This window comes from Pantoea sp. NPDC088449, assembly GCF_044753225.1.
In the GTDB taxonomy this organism is placed as follows: Bacteria; Pseudomonadota; Gammaproteobacteria; order Enterobacterales; family Enterobacteriaceae; genus Pantoea; species Pantoea floridensis.
In genome coordinates, this window is record NZ_JBIVMT010000005.1 from 128,897 (window position 1) to 154,611 (window position 25,715).

25 protein-coding genes are annotated in these 25,715 nt (G+C 55.8%); 7 read left to right on the plus strand and 18 right to left on the minus strand.

The window, feature by feature from the left end:
- Positions 1-4: 4 nt before the first annotated feature.
- The 3 genes from ACIP6T_RS20595 to ACIP6T_RS20605 form a co-directional block, all read right to left on the minus strand.
- The gene (locus ACIP6T_RS20595) at positions 5-901 is read right to left on the minus strand and encodes a transporter substrate-binding domain-containing protein (protein WP_400458665.1); all 897 of its coding nucleotides are present in this window, start codon (positions 899-901) and stop codon (positions 5-7) included.
- 202 nt (positions 902-1,103) lie between these two features.
- Positions 1,104-2,075 (minus strand): D-2-hydroxyacid dehydrogenase, encoded by a 972-nt coding sequence (locus ACIP6T_RS20600; protein ID WP_400458667.1) that lies wholly within the window; start codon positions 2,073-2,075, stop codon positions 1,104-1,106.
- Positions 2,075-2,467 (minus strand): Rid family detoxifying hydrolase, encoded by a 393-nt coding sequence (locus ACIP6T_RS20605; RefSeq protein WP_336778571.1) that lies wholly within the window; start codon positions 2,465-2,467, stop codon positions 2,075-2,077. Before ACIP6T_RS20605 ends, ACIP6T_RS20600 begins: the two co-directional genes overlap by 1 nt.
- Positions 2,468-2,814: 347 nt before the next feature.
- Here ACIP6T_RS20605 and glyQ point away from each other — a divergent pair, with 347 nt between their 5' ends.
- Positions 2,815-3,726, plus strand: a complete 912-nt coding sequence (gene glyQ / locus ACIP6T_RS20610; protein ID WP_008105242.1) for a glycine--tRNA ligase subunit alpha — start codon at positions 2,815-2,817, stop codon at positions 3,724-3,726.
- Positions 3,727-3,735: 9 nt separating this feature from the next.
- Positions 3,736-5,805, plus strand: coding sequence for a glycine--tRNA ligase subunit beta (gene glyS / locus ACIP6T_RS20615; RefSeq protein ID WP_400458669.1), 2,070 nt, complete (start codon positions 3,736-3,738; stop codon positions 5,803-5,805).
- Positions 5,806-5,887: 82 nt separating this feature from the next.
- Here glyS and ACIP6T_RS20620 read toward each other — a convergent pair whose 3' ends face one another.
- The 9 genes from ACIP6T_RS20620 to fdnG all read right to left on the minus strand — a co-directional run bounded on the left by ACIP6T_RS20620 (position 5,888) and on the right by fdnG (position 15,984).
- Complete coding sequence (locus ACIP6T_RS20620; protein ID WP_097095412.1) at positions 5,888-6,178, minus strand: type II toxin-antitoxin system RelE/ParE family toxin; 291 nt, start codon at positions 6,176-6,178, stop codon at positions 5,888-5,890.
- Positions 6,144-6,428 (minus strand): type II toxin-antitoxin system ParD family antitoxin, encoded by a 285-nt coding sequence (locus ACIP6T_RS20625; RefSeq protein ID WP_061719305.1) that lies wholly within the window; start codon positions 6,426-6,428, stop codon positions 6,144-6,146. The genes ACIP6T_RS20620 and ACIP6T_RS20625 overlap by 35 nt, the downstream gene beginning before the upstream one ends.
- A 111-nt stretch (positions 6,429-6,539) precedes the next feature.
- Positions 6,540-8,393, minus strand: coding sequence for a selenocysteine-specific translation elongation factor (selB, locus tag ACIP6T_RS20630; RefSeq protein WP_400458672.1), 1,854 nt, complete (start codon positions 8,391-8,393; stop codon positions 6,540-6,542).
- The gene (selA, locus tag ACIP6T_RS20635) at positions 8,390-9,769 is read right to left on the minus strand and encodes an L-seryl-tRNA(Sec) selenium transferase (protein ID WP_400458674.1); all 1,380 of its coding nucleotides are present in this window, start codon (positions 9,767-9,769) and stop codon (positions 8,390-8,392) included. Before selA ends, selB begins: the two co-directional genes overlap by 4 nt.
- A gap of 8 nt (positions 9,770-9,777) precedes the next feature.
- Positions 9,778-10,389: a glutathione S-transferase gene (locus tag ACIP6T_RS20640; protein ID WP_400458676.1), complete on the minus strand. Its 612-nt coding sequence runs from the start codon at positions 10,387-10,389 to the stop codon at positions 9,778-9,780.
- Positions 10,390-10,458: 69 nt separating this feature from the next.
- Positions 10,459-11,385, minus strand: a complete 927-nt coding sequence (gene fdhE / locus ACIP6T_RS20645) for a formate dehydrogenase accessory protein FdhE (protein ID WP_097095408.1) — start codon at positions 11,383-11,385, stop codon at positions 10,459-10,461.
- Positions 11,385-12,026 carry a formate dehydrogenase cytochrome b556 subunit gene (gene fdoI / locus ACIP6T_RS20650; protein WP_400458678.1) on the minus strand — a complete coding sequence of 214 codons (642 nt, stop codon included), beginning with the start codon at positions 12,024-12,026 and terminating at the stop codon, positions 11,385-11,387. The genes fdhE and fdoI overlap by 1 nt, the downstream gene beginning before the upstream one ends.
- The gene (gene fdxH / locus ACIP6T_RS20655; protein ID WP_097095406.1) at positions 12,026-12,925 is read right to left on the minus strand and encodes a formate dehydrogenase subunit beta; all 900 of its coding nucleotides are present in this window, start codon (positions 12,923-12,925) and stop codon (positions 12,026-12,028) included. Before fdxH ends, fdoI begins: the two co-directional genes overlap by 1 nt.
- Before the next feature lie 11 nt (positions 12,926-12,936).
- Positions 12,937-15,984 (minus strand): formate dehydrogenase-N subunit alpha, encoded by a 3,048-nt coding sequence (gene fdnG, locus ACIP6T_RS20660; protein ID WP_400458680.1) that lies wholly within the window; start codon positions 15,982-15,984, stop codon positions 12,937-12,939.
- 153 nt (positions 15,985-16,137) lie between these two features.
- Here fdnG and fdhD point away from each other — a divergent pair, with 153 nt between their 5' ends.
- Entirely contained in the window at positions 16,138-16,929 is a 792-nt protein-coding gene (fdhD, locus tag ACIP6T_RS20665; protein ID WP_400458682.1) for a formate dehydrogenase accessory sulfurtransferase FdhD, read from the plus strand.
- Here fdhD and ACIP6T_RS20670 read toward each other — a convergent pair.
- The gene (locus ACIP6T_RS20670; protein WP_345827553.1) at positions 16,926-17,702 is read right to left on the minus strand and encodes a DeoR/GlpR family DNA-binding transcription regulator; all 777 of its coding nucleotides are present in this window, start codon (positions 17,700-17,702) and stop codon (positions 16,926-16,928) included. The genes fdhD and ACIP6T_RS20670 overlap by 4 nt on opposite strands.
- A 174-nt stretch (positions 17,703-17,876) precedes the next feature.
- Here ACIP6T_RS20670 and ACIP6T_RS20675 point away from each other — a divergent pair, with 174 nt between their 5' ends.
- Entirely contained in the window at positions 17,877-19,217 is a 1,341-nt protein-coding gene (locus tag ACIP6T_RS20675) for an aspartate aminotransferase family protein (RefSeq protein WP_400458684.1), read from the plus strand.
- A 96-nt stretch (positions 19,218-19,313) separates the two neighbouring features.
- On the opposite strand, the gene alsE is transcribed toward ACIP6T_RS20675, so the two are convergent.
- From alsE to ACIP6T_RS20695, 4 genes are read right to left on the minus strand one after another with little or no spacing between them, the layout of a single operon-like run.
- Complete coding sequence (gene alsE, locus ACIP6T_RS20680) at positions 19,314-19,994, minus strand: D-allulose 6-phosphate 3-epimerase (protein ID WP_400458686.1); 681 nt, start codon at positions 19,992-19,994, stop codon at positions 19,314-19,316.
- Between the two features lie 49 nt (positions 19,995-20,043).
- A complete protein-coding gene (locus tag ACIP6T_RS20685) occupies positions 20,044-21,303 on the minus strand; it encodes a PTS ascorbate transporter subunit IIC (protein WP_097095400.1) in 1,260 nt (419 codons plus the stop codon).
- A gap of 42 nt (positions 21,304-21,345) precedes the next feature.
- A complete protein-coding gene (locus tag ACIP6T_RS20690; RefSeq protein WP_097095399.1) occupies positions 21,346-21,612 on the minus strand; it encodes a PTS sugar transporter subunit IIB in 267 nt (88 codons plus the stop codon).
- An 18-nt stretch (positions 21,613-21,630) separates the two neighbouring features.
- Positions 21,631-22,071, minus strand: a complete 441-nt coding sequence (locus tag ACIP6T_RS20695; RefSeq protein ID WP_400458688.1) for a PTS sugar transporter subunit IIA — start codon at positions 22,069-22,071, stop codon at positions 21,631-21,633.
- A gap of 292 nt (positions 22,072-22,363) precedes the next feature.
- Here ACIP6T_RS20695 and ACIP6T_RS20700 point away from each other — a divergent pair, with 292 nt between their 5' ends.
- The 3 genes from ACIP6T_RS20700 to ACIP6T_RS20710 all read left to right on the plus strand — a co-directional run bounded on the left by ACIP6T_RS20700 (position 22,364) and on the right by ACIP6T_RS20710 (position 25,320).
- Positions 22,364-23,389 carry a LacI family DNA-binding transcriptional regulator gene (locus ACIP6T_RS20700; RefSeq protein WP_097095397.1) on the plus strand — a complete coding sequence of 342 codons (1,026 nt, stop codon included), beginning with the start codon at positions 22,364-22,366 and terminating at the stop codon, positions 23,387-23,389.
- A gap of 159 nt (positions 23,390-23,548) precedes the next feature.
- Positions 23,549-24,166 carry a superoxide dismutase [Mn] gene (gene sodA / locus ACIP6T_RS20705; RefSeq protein ID WP_007893384.1) on the plus strand — a complete coding sequence of 206 codons (618 nt, stop codon included), beginning with the start codon at positions 23,549-23,551 and terminating at the stop codon, positions 24,164-24,166.
- Between the two features lie 191 nt (positions 24,167-24,357).
- Entirely contained in the window at positions 24,358-25,320 is a 963-nt protein-coding gene (locus tag ACIP6T_RS20710) for a VirK/YbjX family protein (protein WP_097095396.1), read from the plus strand.
- Between the two features lie 7 nt (positions 25,321-25,327).
- Here the strand turns inward: ACIP6T_RS20710 and ACIP6T_RS20715 are convergent, their stop codons facing one another.
- A complete protein-coding gene (locus ACIP6T_RS20715; RefSeq protein ID WP_097095395.1) occupies positions 25,328-25,690 on the minus strand; it encodes a YibL family ribosome-associated protein in 363 nt (120 codons plus the stop codon).
- Between the last annotated feature and the right edge of the window lie 25 nt (positions 25,691-25,715).

A 25,715-nucleotide genomic window follows, 5' to 3' on the forward strand; every position in this document is an offset into this window, starting at 1 on the left:
TGCATTAACCACGCGCAACCACCGGGCGTTCGGCAGCGCTGCCCTGGCCCCAGTAATCCAGCAGTTTTTTCTGTACGCCGCTCTCCTGAATCACCTTCATCGCGTCCAGTACCGCAGCGCGCAGCGTGGCGTTGTCTTTGGCAATCGGGAAGCCGACCATGATCGGCAAATCCACGGTGAAGCCGCTCTGCAGCGTTTTGTCTGCTTTGGCGATGGCGATGGCTGAACCGGCTTCGGTCAGATACACATCGGCGCGACCACTTTTCACCGCCTGAATGCTGTTGTCGGTGTTCTGCACCATCAGCATGCTCACTTCCGGTTTACCGGCAGCGCTGCATTTGGCGCTCTGCTCCGGCACCAGCTTATTGGCTTCGTAGGAACCCGCCGCGGCGGCTACGGTTTTGCCGCACAGGTCATCAACACTGTTGATTTTCTTCGGGTTGCCCTGGGCCAGAATCGAACCATCCTGTACCTGCATTGAGGCGACGAAAGCGATCTGTTTCATGCGCTCTTCAGTGACGTACAGCATTGGACCGATGTCGGCGCGGCCGCTGGCGATCGAGGTGAGCAGCACGTTAAACGAGCCGCTTTGATAACTGTGTTTGGCGCCAAGGCAGCTGCTGATGCGCTCGAACAGGGAGGGATCGAGACCTTCAATGATGCTGGGATCTTTTTCCGAGGGCGCTTCAAAGCCTTTGGTGTAGCCGCCGAGGCCAACCACCAGATCTTTGCCTTTCAGCGCGGGATACTTGGTTTGCAGCGCTTTGCACTGCGCCATGGCGGCGAAGTCGCTGGCGGTGGGCGTGATGGGATCGGTGCTGGCGGCGTGAGCGCTGGAGATGCCCGCCAGTAAGCTGCCGGTAAGGCCAGAGACTAATAAAGCAATGCGTGCAAATTTCATAATAAGGTTCCCCTGGTGCTGGTGAATGAGAAAGCGATGACCTTGTGTTTTATGAACGTCTTTGGTGTGTGTGGGTGCTGCTTGTCCCTCACCCCAGCCCTCTCCCGCAAGCGGGAGAGGGGGCCGATAGTGCGGGCTGGAAATCTTTTCATCCCCTCTCCCATAAATGGGAGAGGGTTAGGGTGAGGGGAAAAGCGCACCCTTAATATCCTCTTGCCGCATCAACCTGGTTGCGCAGCGGTTGTCCTTGGCGAAATCGCGCCAGATTATCGAGAAACACCTCAAGACAACCGGCGAGGTAAGCGCTGTGATCGTCGAGGCTGCAGTGCGGCGTCATCACCACCCCGGGCGTGTGCCACAGTGGGTCGTCGGCCGGTAATGGCTCTTGCGGATACACATCCAGCACCGCGCCCGCCAGTTCACCTGCCTGCAGTTTTTCGCGCAGGGCGGAGTAATCGAACACATCGGCGCGGCCGACAATCACGATACCGGCGCGCGCGGGCAAGCGATCCAGACGCTGGCGATCGAACAGGTTGTGCGTTTGTGGCGTCAGCGGCAGCGTAGAAACCACCACATCAACCTGCGGCAGCACGTCATCCATGGCATCAATGCGGATGCAGCGCGCCACGTTGGCATCGCACTGGCCGCTGCGCGTCACGCCAATCACGCGGTACCCTTGCGCGCTCAGCAGATTCGCCGCCGCCGCACCAATGCCGCCCACGCCCAGCAGCAGCACGGTTTTTCCGCGTGCGCAGCCGCCAAACGCCGGATGCCATACACGCTGCGCCTGATCCTGCAGAAAACCGGGAATGCCAAAGTTAAACATCAGCGCCGCCATCAAAATGAACTCGGCCCCTTTATCACCATGCACGCCGGAGGCATTAGTGAGCGTTACGCCCGGTGGCCAGTGCGCCAGCCACTGCTCAACGCCAGCGGACATCACCTGCACCCAGCCGAGGCGTGGCGTGCTGAACTGGTCGAGCGCCAGCTTGCGGCCGCTCCACAGAATGTCGCAGCGGGCAAGGAAGCTGGCGGTCTGCGCCGCATCGCTGTTTTCGCTTAGCGTGAAGTGATTACGCAGTTGCGCATGCGCATCCAACTGCTGTTGCAACTGCTCGAGCGAAAGATGGAGCGCGTGCGGGGCGCTGGCGTCGTTCTCGATGTGGATATGCATCAGCGCATCGCCGTCACTTCCATCTCGACCAGCAGGTCTGGATGGTTGAGCTGAATACCTACGGTGGCGCGTGCCGGGAAGGGGAACTGAAAGAATTCACTGTAAGCAGCATTCATCTCGCTGAAGGTGCTGAGGTCGGTGAGGTAGATCGTTACGCGCACCACGTTGTCGAAGGTCATTTGCGCTTCGCTCAGCAGGTCGCCGACGTTTTTCAGCACCTGGCGCGTCTGGCTGGCGATGTCATGACCTACAATCTCGCCACTGTAAGGATCAATCGCCACCTGGCCAGAAATAAACAACATCGGTTCATGTAGCACGGCAGCGGAGAGCGGCGCAGGCCCCATGGGGCGGTCGCTGGCATTCATTCCGGGATAACTAAGCGCAATCTTCATGGTGAAATCTCAGGTGAAACTGTTTCACCGCAATTTCGTATACGATTATACAAGTGTCAATGTGCGATTTTAAACCATTGGGTCAAAAAGGTGATGTGCATCACGTAATAGGATTTGCTGATAATTAAATCAATATCATGAATTAAATGGGTTTATTGAGTTCGTTATGCTGTGTAGTAGCGGCTTGTTTGAATCGTATACGATTTTCTTATCCATACGTTTTAGCCGTTTAAACCGCGCGGTAATTGCGCTTTTGCTGGCCTGGATTTCCGGCTGCACAATCTGCGGTCAAAGGGTATACTGGCGCACTCTTTTTTTAACCGATCCGTATCGCGTGCGAATTCAACATGCAAAAGTTTGATACCAAGACCTTTCAGGGCCTGATCCTGACCTTGCAGGATTACTGGGCGCGTCAAGGCTGCACCATCGTCCAACCGTTGGACATGGAAGTGGGCGCCGGCACCTCTCACCCGATGACTTGCCTGCGTGCCTTAGGCCCAGAGCCGATGGCCACCGCCTACGTGCAGCCATCGCGTCGTCCAACTGACGGACGCTACGGTGAAAACCCGAACCGTTTGCAGCACTATTACCAGTTCCAGGTGGTGATTAAGCCCAACCCGGACAATCTTCAGGAGCTGTACCTTGGGTCGCTGAAAGAGCTGGGTATGGATCCGACCATTCACGATATTCGCTTTGTCGAAGATAACTGGGAAAACCCAACGCTCGGTGCGTGGGGACTCGGTTGGGAAGTGTGGCTGAACGGCATGGAAGTGACGCAGTTTACGTACTTCCAGCAGGTGGGCGGCCTTGAGTGTAAGCCGGTAACCGGCGAGATCACTTACGGCTTAGAGCGTCTGGCGATGTACATCCAGGGCGTAGACAGCGTTTACGATCTGGTGTGGAGCGATGGTCCGTTCGGCAAAACCACTTACGGCGAAGTGTTCCATCAGAACGAAGTGGAGCAGTCGACCTACAACTTCGAATACGCTGACGTCGACTTCCTTTTCACCTGCTTCGAGCAGTATGAGAAAGAAGCGCAGCAGCTGCTGGCGCTGGAAAAACCGCTGCCGCTGCCTGCCTACGAGCGCATTCTGAAAGCGGCACACAGCTTTAACCTGCTGGACGCCCGCAAGGCGATTTCAGTCACCGAACGCCAGCGCTATATCCTGCGTATCCGCACCCTGACGAAAGCCGTGGCGGAAGCCTATTACGCGTCCCGCGAGGCGCTTGGCTTCCCAATGTGCAATAAAAACAAGTAAGAGGCAGCCATGACCGATAAAACTTTCCTGGTGGAAATTGGCACCGAAGAGTTGCCTCCGAAAGCGCTGCGCAGCCTGGCAGAAGCCTTTGCTGCGCACTTCACCGCTGAACTTGATAGCGCCGGTCTGGCGCATGGCGAAGTGAGCTGGTTTGCCGCGCCGCGCCGTCTGGCGCTGAAAGTGGCTACCCTTGCCGCCGCGCAGCCGGATCGCGAAGTTGAAAAACGTGGCCCGGCTATCGCCGCTGCGTTTGATGCCGACGGCAAGGCGACCAAAGCGGCCGAAGGCTGGGCGCGTGGCAACGGCATCACCGTTGATCAGGCTGAGCGCCTGAGCACCGATAAAGGCGAATGGCTGGTGCATCGCGCAGCGATCACTGGCGAAAGCGCGCAGGCGCTGCTGCCCGCGATGGTCGCGACTGCGCTGAGCAAGCTGCCGATTCCTAAGCTAATGCGCTGGGGTGCGAGCGACGTGCAGTTTGTGCGCCCGGTACACACCGTTACGCTGCTGCTCGGCGATGAGTTGATTCCCGCGAAGATTCTCGGTATTGAGTCCGATCGCGTGATTCGCGGTCATCGCTTTATGGGCGAGCCAGAGTTCACCATCGACAACGCCGATCAGTATCCGCAGCTGCTGCTGGAGCGTGGCAACGTTGTCGCTGATTACGCCGCGCGTAAAGCCAAAATCAAAGCGGATGCTGAAGCGGCAGCGCATAAAATTGGCGGCATCGCCGATCTGAGCGAAAGCCTGCTGGAAGAAGTGACCTCGCTGGTGGAATGGCCGGTGGTGCTGACGGCGAAGTTCGAAGAGAAGTTCCTCGCGGTACCGGCTGAAGCGCTGGTGTACACCATGAAAGGTGACCAGAAGTACTTCCCGGTGTACGACGCGGCGGGCAAACTGCTGCCGAATTTCATCTTCGTAACCAACATTGAATCCAAAGATCCGCAGCAGATCATCTCCGGTAACGAGAAGGTGGTGCGCCCGCGTTTGGCGGATGCGGAATTCTTCTTCAACACTGACCGCAAACAGCGTCTGGAAGATAACCTGCCGCGTCTGGAAACGGTCCTGTTCCAGAAAGAGCTGGGTACGTTGCGCGATAAAACTGACCGCATTCAGGCGCTGGCTGGCTGGATTGCGGCGCAGATTGGCGCCGATGTCAATCACGCGACCCGCGCCGGCTTGCTGTCGAAATGTGACCTGATGACCAACATGGTCTTCGAGTTCACCGATACGCAGGGCGTGATGGGCATGCACTACGCGCGCCACGATGGCGAAGCGGAAGATGTGGCCGTGGCCCTGAACGAGCAGTATCAGCCGCGCTTTGCCGGTGACGATCTGCCGTCGAATCCTGTCGCCTGTGCTGTAGCGATTGCTGACAAGATGGATACCCTCGCGGGCATCTTTGGTATTGGTCAGCATCCTAAAGGCGATAAAGACCCGTTCGCATTGCGTCGCGCGGCGCTGGGCGTGCTGCGCATCATCGTTGAGAAAAACCTGCCGCTCGATCTGCAAACGCTAACCGAAGAAGCGGTGCGTCTGTACGGTAGCAAGCTGAGCAACGCGAAAGTTGTCGATGAAGTGATCGACTTTATGCTGGGCCGTTTCCGTACCTGGTATCAGGAAGAGGGCCACAGCGTTGACACCATTCAGGCGGTGTTGGCGCGTCGTCCAACTCGTCCGGCAGACTTCGATGCGCGCATGAAGGCGGTTTCGCATTTCCGTACGCTGGAAGCCGCAGCCACGCTGGCCGCGGCCAACAAACGCGTGTCGAATATCCTGGCGAAGTCGACCGAAACCCTGAATGACAGCGTGCAGGCGTCCCTGCTGAAAGAGAACGAAGAGATCCAGCTGGCGACCTTCGTGACCGCGCTGGGCGATAAGCTGCAGCCGTTCTTTGCAGAGGGTCGCTATCAGGATGCGCTGGTGGAACTGGCACAACTGCGTGAAGCGGTGGACAACTTCTTCGATAAAGTGATGGTTAACGCTGACGATCAGGCGGTGCGTATTAACCGTCTGACGCTGCTGGCACAGCTCCGTCAGCTGTTCCTGCAGGTAGCGGATATTTCGCTGTTGCAGTAATTGGCTTGGTCGCCATAAATGGCGACCCTACGCTGTAGGGGCCGGATAAATCGGAAGGGACGAGAAATCGTCCCTTGTTGTTTTAAAATTCGGCGCTGATTTCCTGCGAGTGGTGCAAGATGCGGCCGATAAAGATTTCATCCACTTCAGCGCGATAGATCACAACATGCTGTCCGAGAGGCAGCGAATAGATCTGCTTACCTAAATCTGGTCGTTTGCGACCTAAATCAAACATGGCGAGTTTGTCGAAGAGCTGAGCAAATCTGGAGCTATAATCATCAGCTAACTGCTCGCCATAATTCCAGTATCCATAAATCCAGATCTTCATCAGATCCGCATCAGCTTCCGGTTTTATCGTGATGGTCCTTTTCATAAATGCCTACCCTGGCTTTTGCACGTCTTAGAAAATCTTCATGATCCCACTCTTTTCCTGGGCCGCTTTCGAAACCCTCTCTGACTAACTCTCTGAGCTTCTCCAGCTTCGATTCCGCCTGTTTCTCACGCAGCAAACGCAGCGAGTCGCGTACCACTTCGCTTTGCGTACGGTAGTCGCCGGACTCAACCAGAGATTCAACAAACTCGCGCAGTTCATCGCCTAAATCGATCGTCATGGTACGTGCCATTATCGTTATCCACTGTAAGAGTATTTCTTACATTCTGGCACTTTTTTGCGCAACGGGGAATGCGCGTTGCAGCGCAGTTACAGATAAAACTGCGAGGCAACGCGAGAGATTTTAAGCAGAAGAGGTGGGGAACAGGCGTGCGTCGCGCAGCAGATGATCGTTGCCACGACGGCGGGTGAAGCCGCTGCGGTCAAAGAATTCCAGAATCTGCACCGCCACTTTACGCCCGGTACCGAGTTGGTTGCGGAAATCGGCGGCGCTGGTGCTGCCACCTTGCGCGGCGCGCTGGCGAATCAGATCGGCGAAGATCTGGATCTGGTCGCTGCGATAGTAGCGATCGCGCACGATCGCTGTAATGTGCCCGAGGCGGGCAGCGGTAAGCAGCAGCGAGCGAATGGTCTGCTCATCCTGCTGTAACGTCAGCGCGATATCGCGTACCCATAGCGGCTGGTCGCTAAACAGCGGGCCAACCTGCTGCCACACTATTTCTTCCTGCGGGTTAAAGCGCGGTTCGAAATCAGGCAGATGGAGCCAGCCCTGTCGCTGTTGCAGCTGACCTTGTGCCAGCAGTTGCTCAATCAGCGCGAAGACCCATGCGGCCGGTTGATGCGACATTGCTACCCGGCGCAGACGATCCTGCCCGATGCCCGGCACTTCCGGATGCTGCTGATGAAAATGCGCCAACGCCTCCAGCAGCGTCTGTTGCCACGCTGCGGCCTGTTCGGCACTCATTAGCGCGTTGCCAAGCTGCACCGGTGCAATATGCTCGATTAATGCGTTCAGCGCGGGAGCGGTGAGCTGGCGTGCCCAGCTCAGCTCAGCCGATTCGGTCGGTTGATACGTCAGATGCGCGCGCAGGTTGGCGTCATCGCCTTCTGATGCGGCCAGTTGTTGCAGCCAGGCAAGGTAATCCGCCTGACGTTTGCCGCGCTTTTTGCTGTTAAGCAGCAGCACGCGCGCGCCGCCCAACGTTTGCTGGGCGTTGCTGTCGCGGATAATCAGCCGATCGTTCTCTGCCAGCCAGAGCGGTTCATTCAGCACTATTTCTGCCAGATTATCGGCCAGGAGCATAATGCGTCCGGTAACGTGGCTGGCGGCATGATGGACATGAATGGGCTGCGAGGTGCTTTTTAGCGGCTGCAGCAAGCGCAGCGCCACGGTTAAACGCGTGGTGCCTTGCGGTTGTGGTTCTGCCAGCAGCCAGTCGCCGCGGGCGATCTGCGCTTTTTCCACATCGCCAACGATATTCAGCGCGATGCGCTCACCGGCCTGCGCCCGCGTCACCGATTGGTTTTGCGCATGCAGCGCGCGCACGCGCAGTGGCACATTCAGGCTGCTAAGCCACAGCGTGTCGCCGACGTTGATCTCCCCCGACAGCGCGGTGCCGGTAACCACTAAACCGGTGCCTTTTAGCGTGAAGGCGCGATCGATGGCGAGACGAAAACGGTAGCGAGTGTCGAACGCCGGCTCCTGCAGGGGGCTGAGATGCCGCCGCAGCGCATCGATGCCGTGCTGCGTGTGGCTGCTGGTGACAAATTGTGGCACCGCCAGCCAGCCAAGCTGTTGCGTGAGCTGAGCTACCTGCTGCTGCACTTCGGCGATGCGCGCTTCATCCACGCGATCGGCTTTGGTCAGCGCCACGCTGAGCGGCGGCTGGCCGGCCATGCTCAGCAATTGCAGATGTTCGCGCGTTTGCGGCATCACGCCATCGTCACAGGCCACCACCAGCAGCGCATGATGAATGCCGCCAATGCCGGCCAGCATATTGGCGAGGAATTTTTCGTGGCCCGGTACATCAATAAAGCCGAGCACGCGCCCATCCGGCTGCGGCCAGTAGGCGTAGCCGAGATCGATAGTCATACCGCGCCGTTTCTCTTCCGGCAGGCGATCGGCATCGACGCCGGTTAATGCTTGCAACAGTGCGGTTTTGCCGTGATCGACGTGCCCAGCGGTGGCAATAATCATGCGACTAACGCCTGAATCAGGGCGGTTTCATCATCGAGGCAGCGTAAATCCAGCCACAGTTTGCCTTCCTGAATGCGACCAATCACCGGGCGCGCCAGGCTACGCCAGCGTTGCGACAAGTGGTTTAGGTGACTGCCGCGACCATCGCGCGGTGTAAAGGTGATGGCATAACTAGGAATGCGCTCAACCGGCAGCGATCCGCTACCAATTTGTGATGAACACGCCGCGATCGCCAGTGAAAAATCAGCGCTATAACGTTGCGCTAAGGGCGGCAGTACCCGTTCAGCCTGCTGCAGAATATTCTGCGAGCTGCGCGTCAGCAGCCGTAGCGTCGGCAAGACTTCACGCAAGGTTTCTGGCTGACGATACAGTTGCAAGGTCGCTTCCAGCGCGGCGAGCGTCATTTTATCAACGCGCAGAGCACGCTTCAGCGGATGCGATTGCAGCTGCTCAATCAGCGCTTTTTTACCGATGATGATGCCAGCCTGCGGTCCGCCTAACAGCTTGTCGCCAGAGAAACTGACTAAACTGACGCCGGCGGCAATCAGCTGCTGCGGCATCGGCTCGGCAGGTAGGCCAAACCCGGTCATATCTATTAGCGAACCGCTGCCAAGATCGGTAATCACCGGCAATTGATACGCTTCGCCTAACTCAACCAACTCCGCTTCGGTTACCGCATGGGTAAAGCCCTGAATCTGGTAATTACTGGTATGCACCTTCATCAACAGGCCGCTATTTTCTGCGATCGCGGCGCGATAATCCTTCAGGTGAGTACGATTGGTGGTGCCAACTTCAACCAGTGTGCAGCCCGCTTGACGCATTACGTCAGGAATACGGAAAGCGCCGCCAATTTCGACCAGCTCGCCGCGCGAGACTATCACTTCACGCCCCGGCGCTAAGGCCGCCAGCATCAGTAAAACTGCCGCCGCGTTGTTATTGACGATGCATGCCGCTTCGGCGCCGGTTAACTCGCACAGCAGCGCACTGACGGCATTATCGCGATGGCCACGGGCCGCCTCATCCAGCGCGTATTCCAGCGTTACCGGCTGGCGTAAACAGTTAACCACCGCTTCAATGGCGCGATCGCTCAGTTGTGCGCGGCCGAGATTGGTGTGCAGCACCGTGCCGGTGAGATTAAACACCGGGCGTAGCGCACTTTGCTGCTGTCGTGCTGCACGCCGTAATGCTTCCTGCGGCCAGTTGGCGTGCCAGGCGGGCAAGGTTTGATGCTGCTGAATGTGTTCACGCGCTTCCTGCTGCATGGCGCGTAGCTGATGGGTGGTAAAGGCGGTACCGGTTTGAGCAAGCAGCGGCTGCAGCGCGGGATCGCGCAGCAGGCTATCGATCGCAGGTAGTTGGCTGTACAGGGTTTTCATCGGATGGCTTAACAAGTGGGGGGGACGGTGCGGGCAAAACTTTCCCGTTCAAACAGGGTTTCAGCCAGCTTCACCAGCGCCGGGCGATTAACGCACCAGTTTGGCATGACGCGGCGGAAGTTGAGATAGCCAAGCATACAGCCGGTGGCAATATCGGCCAGATTGAGCGCGCCGCTATTGAGCAGTTCCCCCTGCGCGGCGGCGGTTTCCAGTGCATCAAGGCCGCGCTGGATTTTATCGCGATTGCGCAGCAGTACCTCCTCGGATTGCCGATCGCCGGGACGCATTTGCTCACGCACGATCATCACCGCGGCGTCATTGATGCCGTCGGCCAGTTTTTCCAGCTGACGGATTTGCAAAGCGCGGAGGGGATCTTCGGGCAGCAGGGCGGGCGCGTCACCGCGCAGTTCAATTACCTGCGCAATGATGGAGGAGTCAAACCAGGTGAGCTGATTGTCATCAATTAGCGCCGGCACTTTGCCCAGCGGATTGTATTGCGGCACATGAGTGTCGTCGGTCCACGGAGATTGATTCACGAATTCAAAAACCAGACCTTTTTCCAGCAAAATCACTGAGATTTTGCGTACAAAAGGGCTGGTGTAGCTGCCAATCAATTTCATCGTTCGCCTCCGTGTTGAATGAACTCATGAAGAAGGTCGCCATGAATGGCGACCCTACAAACGGAACGTTTAATCGCCGGGGAACATAAACGGATTCAAACTGCTGCGTGCGAATCCTTCCTGCTCCATGCGGGCATCCAGCACCAGCGAGGCCAAATCATCGGCGACGGGCTCCACGGCGGGATCCTTCTCCTGATACAGCATCTTCAGGTAGGTGCCGCAGTCGCCGCAGCTTTCTGCTTTCACCGCCGCTTTTTCACTGTCCAGCGACCAGTAATGCAGATCGCCAGTTTGTTCGCAGTTGGAGCATTTGCTGCGCACTACATACCATTCGCTTTCACACAGATTGCAGTGCAGATAGCGTAATCCCTGCTGGCCCACGCTCATGTGCACCACGCTGGTCACCGGCACGCTGGCGCACACCGGACAGAACTGGCGATGCTCGCCATATTCCGCGCGCGCTTTGCCAGGAATCAATGCCGCCATCTGCGCCCAGTAGATCGACAGCGCCGCCCAGATAAAGGGCGATTTGTCGCTGCTGACCTGGGCAAAATCACCTTCCAGCAGCGCCTGTGCCAGATTTTCCAGCTCGGTGGTGGAGGCTTTTTCCAGATTCTCCAGCACCGCCAGCGCCTGACCGCTCATCTCCGGCTTCAGCTCGGCAATCAGCGAATGCAGCAGACGTTGCCAGTGCGCATCGCGCGGATAGGTGTGGATATCGAGCGGCGGTTTGCCCTGCTCGGCGCTTTGCGCCAGCCGCTGCTGCAGATCAAGCTGCAGCGGATGGTCATACAGCACGATCTCCTGCGCCTCGGCGATCACCGCGGCAAAGCGCAGGTAATCACCCAGCGGATTCTTCGCGGCCAGATCGCGCAAACGCGCCGCGCGGCGGCTATACAGATTTTTCAACCGGGGGAAAAGTAACGGCGGAACCTGCTCCGCCGTGTGCTTTTCGCCTTTCTCCAGCTGGTCCTGCGGGATGATGCGAATACTCATCAGGGACGTTTTTCCTGTTGTGTTTGGCGTTGGCGCTGCTCGCGATACCAGCGTGGATGATGTTTCTTCGCCCACGCGGCCGGAACCCAGCCCTCAACCATGGCGGTAATGGTGCCTTTTACCCACAACGCGGCGTAAATGTGCACCATAATCACCACGATCAGCGCCACAGCTGAGACCGAATGCACCACTAAGGCGGCGCGAATCAGCGGAATGGCAAAGGCGCCGGCAAAGTAAGGGCGCCAGATGGCAATCCCGCTCACCAGCAGCAAGACTAAGCTGATGATAGCAGCCCAGAACACACACTTCTGCCCGAAGTTGTATTTGCCGGTGTCGCCCACCTCTTCGTTTTGCACGATTTTGCGGATGTTTTTCGCCCACACCAGGTCTTCACGGTTGATCAGATTATGTTTCCAATAACGTAAGAACATGATGATAAAGGCGGCAAACATCACTACACCGACAAACGGATGCAGGATGCGCGCCAGCTGCGGCGTGCCAAGAACGTGCATCAGCCAGTTAAACGAAGGGAAAAAGAAACCCAGTCCGCTCAGCGCGGCGAAGACAAAACAGAACGCCACAATCCAGTGATTGATGCGTTCCGGTGCGCTGTAGCGCACCAGACGATCGCGTTTTTTCATTATTCGCGCTCCTCTTTTTCGTGCAGGTTCTCGTCTTCATCCTCTTCCACGCGGTTCGGACCTACGCCGACGTAGTGGAACACCGAGGCAGCAAAGGTGGCGGCAAAACCGATGGCCGCCAGCGGTTTCCAGATCCCCTTCCAGAACGTCACCGCCGGGCTGATGCTCGGATTTTCCGGCAAACCGTGATAGAGCTGCGGCTTGTCGGCGTGATGCAGCACGTACATCACGTGTGTGCCGCCTACGCCTGCGGGATCGTACAAGCCCGCATTGGCATAACCGCGCGTGTTGAGCTCGGCCACGCGTTCACCCGCCAGCGCCTGCATATCGCTTTTGCTGCCGAAATGAATCGCACCGGTCGGGCAGGTTTTCACGCATGCCGGTTCCTGGCCCACATTGACACGATCGACGCACAGCGTGCATTTATACACGCGGTTATCATCTTTATTCAGACGCGGCACGTCGAACGGACAGCCCGCAATGCAGTAGCCGCAGCCAATGCACTGTTCGGACTGAAAATCGACGATGCCGTTAGCGTACTGAATAATCGCACCTTCAGAGGGGCAGGCTTTCAGACAGCCGGGATCGGCGCAGTGCATGCAGCCATCCTTGCGGATCAGCCACTCTAACTTGCCGTTCTCCTCCACTTCTGAGAAGCGCATCACCGTCCAGGATTTGGCGGTCAAATCGGCGGGGTTGTCATATACCCCCACGTTATGCCCCACTTCATCGCGGATATCGTTCCACTCTGAACACGCCACCTGACACGCTTTGCAGCCGATACAGGTGGTCACGTCGATCAGTTTCGCCACTTCCTGCTGATGGTTACGCGCCTGCGGGGCAGGCGTGAGTCCATTGGTGGCGGAGCGGCGGATAATGTCTTGAGATTGATAAGCCATATTCGTTCTCCTTACACCTTCTCGACGTTGACCAGGAACGCCTTGAATTCTGGCGTTTGCGTGTTGGCATCACCGACAAACGGCGTCAGGGTATTAGCGATAAAGCCTTTCTTCGCCACGCCCTGATAGCCCCAGTGAATCGGAATGCCGATGGTATCGACGATTTTGCCGTCGACGTTCAGTGGACGGATGCGCTTGGTGACCACCGCTTTGGCTTTGATATAGCCGCGATTGGAGCTCACTTTCACCGTATCGCCCTGCGCGATGCCGAGCTTATTGGCCAGCTTCTCGCCGATTTCAATAAACTGCTCCGGCTGCGCGATGGCGTTGAGCCGCGCGTGCTTGGTCCAGTAATGGAAATGCTCGGTGAGACGATAGGTGGTGCCGACATACGGGAACTGCTCCGCCTGGCCCATCGAGGCCAAATCGTCCTTGAACACGCGCGCCGCCGGGTTGGATATCACATTCGGATGCAGTGGGTTGGTGCCAATCGGCGTTTCAAACGGCTCGTAGTGTTCCGGGAACGGACCTTCGGCCATTTTGTCGAGCGCAAACAGGCGACCAAGACCTTCTGGCTGCATGATGAACGGCCCGACATCGCTGCCCGGCGCGGCGGCGCTGTAGTCCGGCACATCCATGCCGCCCCATTTGCTGCCATCCCACTTCAGGATCTGACGTTTCGGATCCCACGGATTGCCTTGCGGATCCGCTGAGGCGCGGTTGTAGAGAATGCGGCGGTTGAGCGGCCATGCCCAGCTCCAGTTCAGCGTGTTGCCGAGTCCGGTTGGATCGGTGTTGTCACGGCGCGCCATCTGGTTGCCTTCTGGCGTCCAGCTGCCGGCGAAAATCCAGCAGCCGCTGCTGGTACTGCCGTCATCTTTCAGATGGGCAAAGGTGCTGAGCTGTTGGCCTTTTTTCACCAGCAGCGTGCCTTTGTCATCGAACACGTCCGCCAGCGCTTTACCGTTGCTCTCCATCGCCACTTCTTCCGGGGCAGGATTTTCAGGCGTTTTATAGTTCCAGCTCATGTTCAGCACCTGCTCAGGCAGCGCACCGCCTTCACTGGCGTACATCTTGCGCAGGCGAGAGTAAATGCCGGAAAGAATCTCGCCATCATTCAGCGCTTCGCCTGGCGCATCCTGGCCTTTGAAGTGCCACTGCAGCCAGCGACCGGAGTTAACGATGGAACCGTTCTCTTCGGCGAAGCAGGTGGACGGTAAGCGGAACACTTCGGTTTGAATCTGTGACGGATCAACATCATTAAATTCGTCGTGATTCTCCCAGAAGGTGGCGGTTTCGGTGTTGAGCGGGTCAATGGTGACCAGGAACTTCAGCTTCGACAGCGAAGCGATCACTTTGCGCTTATTCGGGAACGACGCCACCGGGTTAAAGCCCTGACACAGATAGCCGTTGACCTTACCTTGCGACATCATTTCGAAGTACTGCAGCACATCGTAGCCTTTGTCCCACTTCGGCAACCAATCGAAGCCCCAGCTATTTTCCTTCTGGGCTTTGTCGCCGAAGAAGGCTTTCATCTGGCTGACAAAGAATTTCGGATAGTTGCTCCAGTAGTTCACCTGATCCGGCAGCAGCGCTTTTGGCGTATTGGCAGCCAGATAGGTTTGCAGATCGGCTTGTTTCTCCGAAGGCAAAGTCATGTAACCCGGCAGGCTTTGCGACAGCAGGCCGAGATCGGTGAGCCCCTGAATATTGGAGTGGCCGCGCAGCGCATTTACGCCGCCGCCAATCATGCCCATGTTGCCGAGCAGCAGCTGAATCATCGCCATGGTGCGGATGTTCTGCGCGCCCACCGAGTGCTGCGTCCAGCCGAGCGCATACAGGAACGAGGTGGTACGATCGCGCGCGCTGGTTTCGCCAATCAGTTCGCAAACGTGCAGGAAGTCTGCTTTCGGCGTACCGCAGATACGTTCGACGATCTCCGGCGTGTAGCGGCTGACGTGCTGTTTCAGCAGGTTCCACACGCAGCGCGGATGGGTGAGCGTGGCGTCGCGTTTGGCGAAGCCGTCGTCGCCCATCTCGTAGTTCCAGCTGGTTTTATCGTATTTGCGATTCTCTTCGTCGTAGCCGCTGAACAGGCCATCTTCAAAGTGATAATCCTCACGCACGATCAGGCTGGCATTGGTGTACGCCTGCACATATTCATGCTGGATTTTGTCGTTTTGCAGCAGCCACAGCAGTACGCCCGACAGGAAGGTGATGTCGGTGCCCGAGCGAATCGGCGTATAGAAATCAGCGACCGATGCCGTACGCGTAAAGCGCGGATCGATAACTATCAGTTTGGCTTTGTTGTGAATCTTGGCTTCCATCGCCCAACGGAAACCGACAGGATGCGCTTCAGCCGCGTTCCCGCCCATCACAACGATCAGATTGGCATTACGGATGTCGACCCAGTGGTTGGTCATCGCACCGCGACCAAATGTTGGAGCAAGACTTGCTACCGTTGGTCCGTGTCAAACGCGTGCCTGGTTGTCGACCGCTAACATGCCGAGCGATCGGGTAAATTTCTGGGTTAAATAGCCGGTTTCATTGCTGGATGCCGAAGCGCACAGCATGCCGGTGGAGAGCCAACGGTTAACCGTCACGCCCGCCGCATTTTGCGCGATGAAATTGGCATCGCGGTCAGCTTTCATCAGCTTGGCGATGCGATCAAAGGCATCATCCCAGCTAATGCGCTGCCATTTATTGGAGCCTGGTGCGCGATATTCCGGGAAATGCAGACGACTGTCGCTGTGCACGAAGTCGAGCAGGCCTGCGCCTTTCGGGCACAATGCACCGCGGCTCACCGGATGATCCGGATCCCCTTCAATATGGAAAATGGTCTCTTTGGCGTTTTTCGCGCCGTCGCCGAGGCTGTACATTAACAAGCCACAGCCGACTGAGCAGTAAGTACAGGTATTACGGGTTTCGCGGGCACGCAGCAGTTTGTACTGTCGTGTTTCCGCCAATGCCACTTCCGGCGCAAAGCCGAGCAGTGCTGCCGTTGTCCCTGCCATACCGCCAGCGCATACTTTGAAGAATTTTCTTCGGCTGACATTCATGGATTATTATCCCTCTATATTCTTGCGATATACGGTGCAAGAATGACCCGACTAAACTTGTGACAATAGCGGCTAAATATTACCACAGCTTTAATGTGGTTGTTGCCCGAGACGAAAAAAGTGAAAGCGAATCAGCCAGAATGTAACGAGAGTGTGAATAAGATCTCAGGTGCGGTGCAGTCGCCGGTGTGGCAGCGCCGTACTATCGATAGCGCAGAAACCGACTGGCTGGCGCAGGAAGTGCCGATCGCGCTGGTCTATAACGGCATTTCGCACGTGGTGATGATGGCGACGCCTAACGATCTCGAAGCCTTTGCGCTCGGTTTTTCGCTATCGGAAGGGATTATCGAGCAGCCGAATGAGATTTTCGGCATGGACGTGGTGCCGGGTTGCCAGGGTATTGAGGTGCAGATTGAGCTCTCCAGCCGCCGCTTTATGGCGTTAAAAGAGCAGCGTCGCGCCATGGCGGGTCGCACCGGCTGCGGCGTATGCGGCGTGGAGCAGCTCGATCAAATCGGCAAACCGCTGCAGCCGCTGCCGTTCAGCCAAACCTTTGATTTAGAACATCTTGATAAAGGGCTGGCGCAGCTGCGCGATTATCAGCCGATTGGTAATCTCACCGGCTGCACACACGCGGCGGCCTGGATGTCGCCGCAGGGCGAGTTGCAGGGTGGTTACGAAGATGTGGGACGTCATGTGGCACTGGATAAACTGCTCGGCAGTCGCAGCCAGCAGCTGTGGCAGCAGGGCGCGGTGCTGGTTTCCAGCCGCGCCAGCTATGAGATGGTGCAGAAATCCGCCATGTGCGGCGTTGAAATTCTGTTTGCGGTATCGGCGGCGACACAGCTCGCCGTTGAGGTAGCCGAGCGTTGCAATCTCACGCTGGTTGGCTTCAGTAAACCGGGTCGCGCCACCGTTTACAGCCATCCGCAACGCCTGCGTTAAACCACCTGTACCTGCGGCAGCGCCTGTTGCAGTGCCGCCAGCGCGCCGGGTTTTGCCGGGCCGCTGTCGCAGATCAGCAAATCGACATCGGCAATCGGAGCGTAAACCGTGCGGCTAACCACCCCGAGCTTGCTGTGATCCGCCAGTAAAATCGTGCGATTCGCCTGCTGCACCATAGCGCGGGCAATCGCCGCTTCATGGGGATGGAAGCTGCTGGCACCGTTTTTAGCATCAATGCCGACCGGCGAAAGCAGCGCGACATCAGCGCGATAACGATAAATCTCGCCGAGGGTCATTTCGCCGCGCGTTTGCTGTGCGCCTGCCATCATCATGCCGCCAATCAAAATCACCTGATTATTCAATGTCTCATGCTCTTCGGCCGCGCTCAGCGCCAGCGCGGCCTGCAGGCTGTTGGTGATGATGGTCAAACCCGACATGGTGCGCAGCGCTTCCGCCAACATGGTTGTCGTGGTGCCGGCATCAAGGAACAGGGTTTGTCCCGGCTGCAAATGCTGCGCGGCGGCGATGGCGATGGCGCGTTTCTCTTTCGCCTGCGCGTTGCGGCGCACCTGCAGCGGCGGCTCTGGCTGACTATCAACGGCCACCAAACCGCCATGCACCCGCCGCGCCAATCCTTGCGCTTCCAGCTCAATAATGTCGCGCCGTGCGGTTTCACGCGAGATGCCAAGCTCTTTAATAATGCGCTCGGTACTGACCTGATGTTGCGTGGTCAGCAGCGCACGAATGCGGTGTAAGCGAGTTTCCTGCAGCATGACTTTTCCCTGGGGCGTGTTCAATCTGGGCCTAAGCTTACCTGAGTGTCATCAGGCCGTCATGTGTATTTGGTTGTATTTGTGTATTTGGTTGCATTTGTCGCTAAAGCAGGCATGATAGCGACAATTGGCTATTTCGCATGCACCCCTTTCACCTTCGCAACGGGAGTTACCATGGCTACACGTTCTACCATCATGGACACCAACAGTTTTCGTGCAGAGCACGCCAACGATTTGGATGCGGAAACCCGCAAGCTGACCGATAAACGCAGCAAAGTGTTGGGCGAGTCATATCGTCTGTTTTACCGCAAGCCAGTGCATCTGGTGCGCGGCGAAGGGCAATATCTATGGGATGCCGCTGGCCATAAATATCTTGATGTGTACAACAACGTGGCGAGCATTGGTCACTGCCATCCGGCGGTGATTGAGGCGGTCAATCAGCAGATGAAGATGCTGAATACCCATACGCGTTATCTGCATGAGCGCATTCTCGATTATACCGAAGCGCTGCTGGCGACCACACCGGATGCCATCGACCGCGCGATGTACATGTGCACCGGTTCGGAAGCCAACGATTTGGCGATTCGCGTAGCGCGTGCCTTCAGCGGCGGCACCGGCATTATTGTGTCGCAGGAGGCCTATCACGGCACCAGCGATCTCACGTCGGGGGTTTCACCGGCGCTCGGCAGCGGACAGCCGTTAGCAGCAACCACGCGTCTGGTGCCGCCGCCGGATGCCTATCGCGTCAATGCGCCCGATCTCGGCGAGTGGTTTGCCAATGAAATCCAAAAGCAGATCGACGATATGAAAGCCCACGGTATTAAGTTTGCCGGCTTCCTCGCTGATTCCATCTTCTCTTCAGATGGTGTGCTGCCTAACCCGCGCGGCTTCTTACAGAAAGCGGTCGATGTGGTGCATGCCAACGGCGGGATTTTTATCGCCGATGAAGTGCAGCCAGGCTTTGGCCGTACCGGCGATGCGTTTTGGGGCTTTGCACGCCACGGCGTGGTGCCGGATGTGGTCACCACCGGCAAGCCAATGGGCAACGGTATTCCTGTTTCCGGCCTGCTGGCGAAAAGCGATGTGCTGGCGGCGTTTAGCGATGAAATTCCTTACTTCAACACCTTTGGCGGTAATCCGGTGGCAATGGCCGCAGCGCAGGCGGTGTTGACGGTGATTAAAGAAGAGGACCTGCAGGAGCATAGTCGCGTAGTCGGGGCTAAGCTGTTGAGCGAATTGCAGAAACTGATGGATCGTCATGAATCAATTGGCGATGTGCGCGGCGCCGGGCTGTTTATTGGTTTCGAACTGGTGCAAGACCGCGCCAGTAAAACACCGGATAAAGCGCTGGCGCTGGATTTGATTGAGAAACTGCGTGAGCACCGCGTGCTGACGTCAGTTGCGGGCCCGTACGGCAACGTGCTGAAGCTGCGTCCGCCGTTGGCGTTCCAGGAGGCGGATATCGATTGGCTGGTGGGGGCGCTGGATAAGTCGCTGAGCGAGCTGGGACGGTAGAACAATCGTCATAAATAAGGTGCGATTATTAACAAGGTCGCCATGAATGGCGACCTTACGGATTTTGTAGGGTGGTCATTTATGGCCACCTCATTCTCAGACTGTGGCGGTTTCAGCGGCGAAAATGCGCTCCATCTTTTGCCACGCCTGTGCTACATCGTCATGCAGATTAAATAATCCCGATGTGCCCACGATAAACACATCAACACCCGACGCCGCAATCTGCTTGAAGGTGCGCGCATTGCACGAACCATCAATTTCGGTCAGATAGTGATAACCCTGCTCTTCACGCATCGCAATCAGCTGGCGGATCTTATTCAGCGTTTCCGGTATAAATTTCTGTCCAGCAAAACCGGGATCTACTGACATCACCGTTACTTTATCCAGCAGATGCGCGTATTCACGAATGGTTTCCGCTGGGGTTGCCGGATTTAACACCACGCCGCAACGCCGTCCGGCCTCTTTAATCTGCGTAAGTAAACGGAAGATTTTATTATTGGCGGTTTCGGGGTGAAAGCTAATAATATCCGCACCCGCCTCAATGCACATTGGAATAATATCTTCCGGATGATTCACCATTAAATGCACATCAATCGGCACTTCAGTAATTTTACGCAGGTTCTCAATAAAGAACGGCGATAGGGTAATATTTTTGACGTAGCTGCCATCCATAATATCGACATGATAAAACGCAGCGGTGCTATTCATCGCCTCCACTTGCTCGCGGAAGCGGGTAAGGTCCATGCACATTAATGACGGCGAAAATTTTGCACTCATAACTCTTTCCTCATTACAAAAACAGCGCCCGCAGGCGCTGTTGATGACATCAATGGAAGAACGAAATAATGTGGCCGAGCACGATACCGACAATGCCGAAATCCGCGTCACCAAAGGTGGTGGAGGCGAAGCCGAGGTCACCCATCATCGGCAGCAGAATCGCGGGCAGGAAGGAGATCAGTAACCCTTGCACAAAGGCGCCGATCACCGCACCACGACGTCCGCCGGTGATATTGCCGTAGACGCCAGCGGTGGCACCGCAGAAGAAGTGTGGCACCAGGCCGGGAACGATCACGCTCAGACCAAACAACGGGCACAGGAACATGCTGATCAAACCGGCGGAGAAGCTCGACAGGAAACCGATGATCACCGCATTAGGCGCGAACGGGAACACCGTTGGGCAATCCAATGCCGGCTTGGCGTTAGGCACCAGTTTATCGGCAATGCCTTTGAAGGCGGGGACGATCTCCGCAATCACCATACGTACGCCGGCCAGAATAATGTAGACGCCGGCCGCAAAGGTAATCGACTGGATGATGGCGAACACAATGTAGTTCTGGCCGCCACTGATGGTTTCGGTAAATGCTTTACCGGCGACCAACACCAGCGCGATGAACAGAATCATCATGGTCAGCGAAATTGCTACCGATGAATCGCGCAGGAAGTTGAGCGTTTTTGGTACCTTCAACTCTTCAATCGACGGGCTGCCTTTACCGACCACTTTACCTACCAGCGCAGAGAGCAGGTAACCGGTTGAGCCAAAGTGGCCGAGCGCCAGATCGTCCGAATTGGTAATCTTGCGCGTAAAGGGCTGCAGAATTGCCGGGCACACCACCATCATGGTGCCGAGAATCAGTGATCCAATTACGACTAACCAGAATCCGTGCACACCACCCACTGACAGGATTACCGCCAGCATCGCCGACATATACAGAGTATGGTGGCCGGTCAGGAAGATGTATTTCAGCGGCGTAATGCGTGCCAGCAGAATGTTCACCAACATGCCGAACACCATGATCATCGCGGTTTCCGTGCCGTAGCTTTTCTGCGCCAGCGCCGCCATTGCGTCGGTGTTTGGCACCACACCCTGAATATTAAACGAGTGTTCAAAGAGTTGACTAAAAATGGTCAGTGTGGCCGCAATTAAATTGGCCCCGGCGATGAGAATAACAAAACCCATAATGGTTTTAAGCGTACCTGAAATAACATCAGAGACCGGTTTCTTTTGCAATAATAAACCAAACAGGGAAAAAAGGCCGACAAGTATAGCGGGTGTTCCAAGAACATCCTTAATAATAAATTGCAGCATAACTTACTCCGTGGTGAGTAAAGTTTTCGGGGTGTTGTGTTGTTATATATTCTCAGCCAGTATTTCTTTAATTTTGGCATTATCCAGCAGGTTAGTCAGGCCAACCACTTTCGCGCTGTGCCCCGCTAACTGATCGGCAATATCTTTGGCGGCAATAATTAAATCGGCATGTTCAGATTTCGCAGAGGTTAAATCGGTATGACCGACTTCGGCTTCTTTGCCCAATTCCGCTACAATCTTCTTCACATTCATTTCAACAATGAAGCTGCTACCTAAACCATTGCCACACACAATCAGGATTTTTTTCATCGTAGGGTTCTCTGGTGATTAATTTTGAATGACAGCGTTTATGGCTGACAGAGTAGAAGCCGACAGCAGCTGCTGCAGGCGAGATTCGTCACTAAATACCTCCGCTAATGCGGTGATCATTTGAATATGATCGTCGCCTGATACCGCGCATAGCATGATGACGACATACACAGGATCGTTTTCATCTGCCTGAAAACTCACACCCTTTTTCACGTGCAGCAGCGACAAGCCATTTTTCTGCGCACCCTGTTCCGGACGAGCATGTGGCATCGCCAGTCCCGGAGCCAGCACGTAGTAGGGGCCCAGTTCTGCATGCGAGGTGAAGATGGCATCAAGATAAGCCGGACTGATTGCCCCTTCCGCCAGCAGCGGTTCAGCGGCTAAGCGCACCGCTTCCTGCCAGTTGCTGACCTGCTCGACGACACGAATATGTTGTGGCGTTAGCCATTGAGTGAGCATCAGTAATTCCTCTTTATTCTTCGATGGGGTGCAATGTAGGTTATTTTCTCGCCCATTTTCTGTGATGATTGTCGCAAAAGTTAGCGCTAACACTGAGATTGTTAAAAAACGTGTTATCGCTAACATTTTCATGTGATGGGTTTGTCATTGTTGCAAGCACCTGACATGCTCACGCATTCTGGCGAGTTCGCGGGTGAGGGATGACCGAATCTGTGGTTTTTAACATGGCGCGTTAACAATTTTGGTTTTAAGCTGCGTCCTGGCACAAGCGGTGAGTAATGCAGGAGAGTGCATGACAGAAAAAAAACGGCGCAGTACCGGCAAAAGCACCCTGGCCGATGTTGCCCGTTTGGTGGGCGTAAGTACCATGACCGCATCGCGCGCGCTGCGCATGCCGGAGAAGGTTTCGCCTGACATTCGCGCCAAAATTGATGCGGCGGTCATTGAGTTGTCGTACGTGCCTAACGTGCAGGCAAGCAATCTGGCATCGGCAACTTCGCGGCTAATCACTATGGTGGTGCCCTCATTTGCCACGCCGGGCAGTACCATTGTTTCGGAAGCGCTGCAGGAAGTGCTGCGTCCACAGGGTTACAACATGATGCTGGCAGAAGCCAATCATTCGGCTGCGGAAGAGAGCGAACTGATCGAAATGCTGCTCTCTTATAATCCGGCGGCGATGGTGCATTTCAATTTCGATAACGCTGCCGAGGCGCATCGTTTGCTGAGCAATTCCGGGCTGCCGGTGATGGATATTGGCGGCGTACATCAGGATTCGGCGGGGATCAGCATTGGCGTCGATTACGCCAAAGCGATTCGCCAGCTGGTGCAGAGCCTGGTAGAGCGTGGCTATCGCAACCTCGGCTTGCTCTGCACCCAAAGTAACAACACCATCTTTCGCCAGCTGCTGAATGGCTGGCACAGCGGCATGTTAGCGCTGAATCAAGCGCCACATCGCGTGGTAACGTCACCGAAGATGCCGACCTTTGCTGCGGGACATAGCCTGCTGGCGGAGATCCGCATGACCTGGCCCGAACTGGATGTATTGATTTGCACCAGCGATGAAGTTGCCTGCGGTGCCATTATGGCGTGTCATGCAGCAGGGATCTCGATTCCCAGCCAGTTAGCGATTGCCAGCATCGGAGGGGGTCCGTTAGCGGCAGTGTGTTCGCCACCGCTTACCAGCATTGTGCTGCCGTATGAAGAGATGGGGCGGACAGCGGGCAAACGTCTGCTGTCGGCGCTTAAGGGCGACGAGCCACCTGCTATCAATGAGCTGCCGGTTCAACTCAAATTGCGCGCCAGCACGCATAAGGTGTAGCGGTAAGTGCGCACCTTTTCCCAGATTCATCAAATCCTTATCAATTCTAAGGCATTGATAACCCTTTTACGGATCATGTTTTTAACTATAATGATCCGACTGCTTACGCGGCACACCCAGTGAGGTAGTGCTGCAAAACACTAAATGGAGAGGAAGAACATGAGTTATTCACTGCCATCCCTGCCGTATGCCTACGACGCACTGGAACCGCACTTCGACAAGCAGACGATGGAAATCCATCACACTAAACACCACCAGACCTACGTTAACAACGCTAACGCCGCGCTGGAAGGTACCGAATTCGCCAACCTGCCGGTAGAAGAGCTGATCACCAAACTGGATCAGCTGCCAGCAGATAAAAAAGGTCCACTGCGTAACAACGCGGGCGGCCATGCCAACCACAGCTTCTTCTGGAAAGGTCTGAAGCTGGGCACCTCGCTGCAAGGCGACCTGAAAGCAGCAATCGAAAAAGATTTCGGTAGCGTTGAAGCTTTCCAGGCTGAGTTTGAGAAAGCCGCGACCACTCGCTTCGGCTCAGGCTGGGCGTGGCTGGTGAAAAAAGGCGACAAACTGGCTGTGGTTTCTACCGCAAACCAGGACAGCCCGCTGATGGGTGAAGCCGTCGCTGGCGTTTCAGGTTTCCCAATCATCGGTTTAGACGTGTGGGAACACGCTTACTACCTGAAGTATCAGAACAAACGTCCTGATTACATCAAAGCATTCTGGAACGTTGTGAACTGGGACGAAGCTGCAGCGCGTTTTGCTTCTGCTAAATAAGTTCTGGCTAACGCCCGCAATATAGGTAACCGGTGGAGTTGTTCACCGGTTTTTTTTCGCTTTAATTAAACCATTCCTAAACGACGCGGATATTTTTCCGCACGATTATTACGCTGCGAAAGCTATTAACCTGCCGTTGATAATTTGGGGCATATAGTAGCGATAATTTGTCTCGCAAAGCCTAAATAATCATGTCTATTATCACAACTTCTGTGACGAATAATGATTCGTCAGCATCACTGTTTTTGCCATTAATTAGTGGGAAGTTCAGACCGGATAAATTATGGAATAGCAGTAGTTTCCGCACAAAATTTGCCTTAAGGTCGTTGGTATTTCCTATTACTACCTTCAGTTACCTTAATAAATTAGCGAAGTTACCAGCGCTGCCGCAATTATTGAGCCTACAAGGCCTGCTGCCGGCCAAACCTCATCGTCCCTACTTGCGCGCAGGTTTTAGCGTTGCGCAGCGCGCGCAGGCCATCATCGATCACTATATGTTGATGGACCAGCTGGATAACGCAACCTTGCGCCAGCTTTTGCAGAGTCCGGGCGACAATTTGCTGGCCAATTTAAGCGGCAAAAATGATGAGTCATTTTTGATTTATTGCTGTCCGGGCCGCTTCGACCGTGAAGGTGAAATTACACTGGAGTTGCGTTACGAAACCCAGTTAATTGCGTCTCTCTCGTTCTCTATTATTGGTGAGCGCCAGAAGCGCACCTTATTAATCGGTGGTTTACAGGGGCCGCGTAAACATATCTCTAACGATGTGATTCGCGATGCCACGAAAGCCGCACACGGCGTATTCCCAAAACGTCTGCTGATGGAAGCCGTATTTAACCTGGCGGAGCAGTGTGGCGTAGAAGCGATAACTGCCGTTGGTGATACCACACACGTGTTCCGCAGCCTGCGCTATCGTCACAGCAAGAGCGACAAGTTTTTTGCGAGCTACAGCGAGTTTTGGCTATCTCTGGGCGGGGTGATGCGGTCGGATGAGCTGTTTATGCTGCCTTTGCGCGCAGAGCGGAAAGAGTTGGAAGAGATTGCCAGCAAGAAGCGCGCCGAGTACCGCCGTCGCTATGCCTTGCTGGACAGCCTAAATGAACAAGTTCATCAGGCGGCAGGCATCCAACGCGACGTCTCACACGCCGCGTAAGTCATGATTAGAACGGCTGCTTCGCGTAGCCGGTCATCACTTTTAGTCCCATCTCACGTCCGAGCGCGGTCATTGGGTGCACTACCACCAGGCCGCGCACACTTTTCTTGAATGCGCCCATGTTGGCCTGCTCTTTTTTGGTAATTTCGCGGCTAAAGCCCAGCTTCTGCAGCTGTTGCGCTTCTTTGCTTAGCTTCTCTGTACGTACACCACGCAGGCGCTCAATTTCCAGCTCCAGCTTCTCTTTTTCACGCAGCAGCTCTCCGAGCTTTTCGGCATCGCCAGACGCTAACAGCGGGGCTTCTTTGCGGTTGAGTGCGTCCAGCTGATCGCTGAGAAGTTTGATCTCGGCTTTTTCTTTTTCTTTCATTGGGGGAAACTCGTTAAGGAAAACA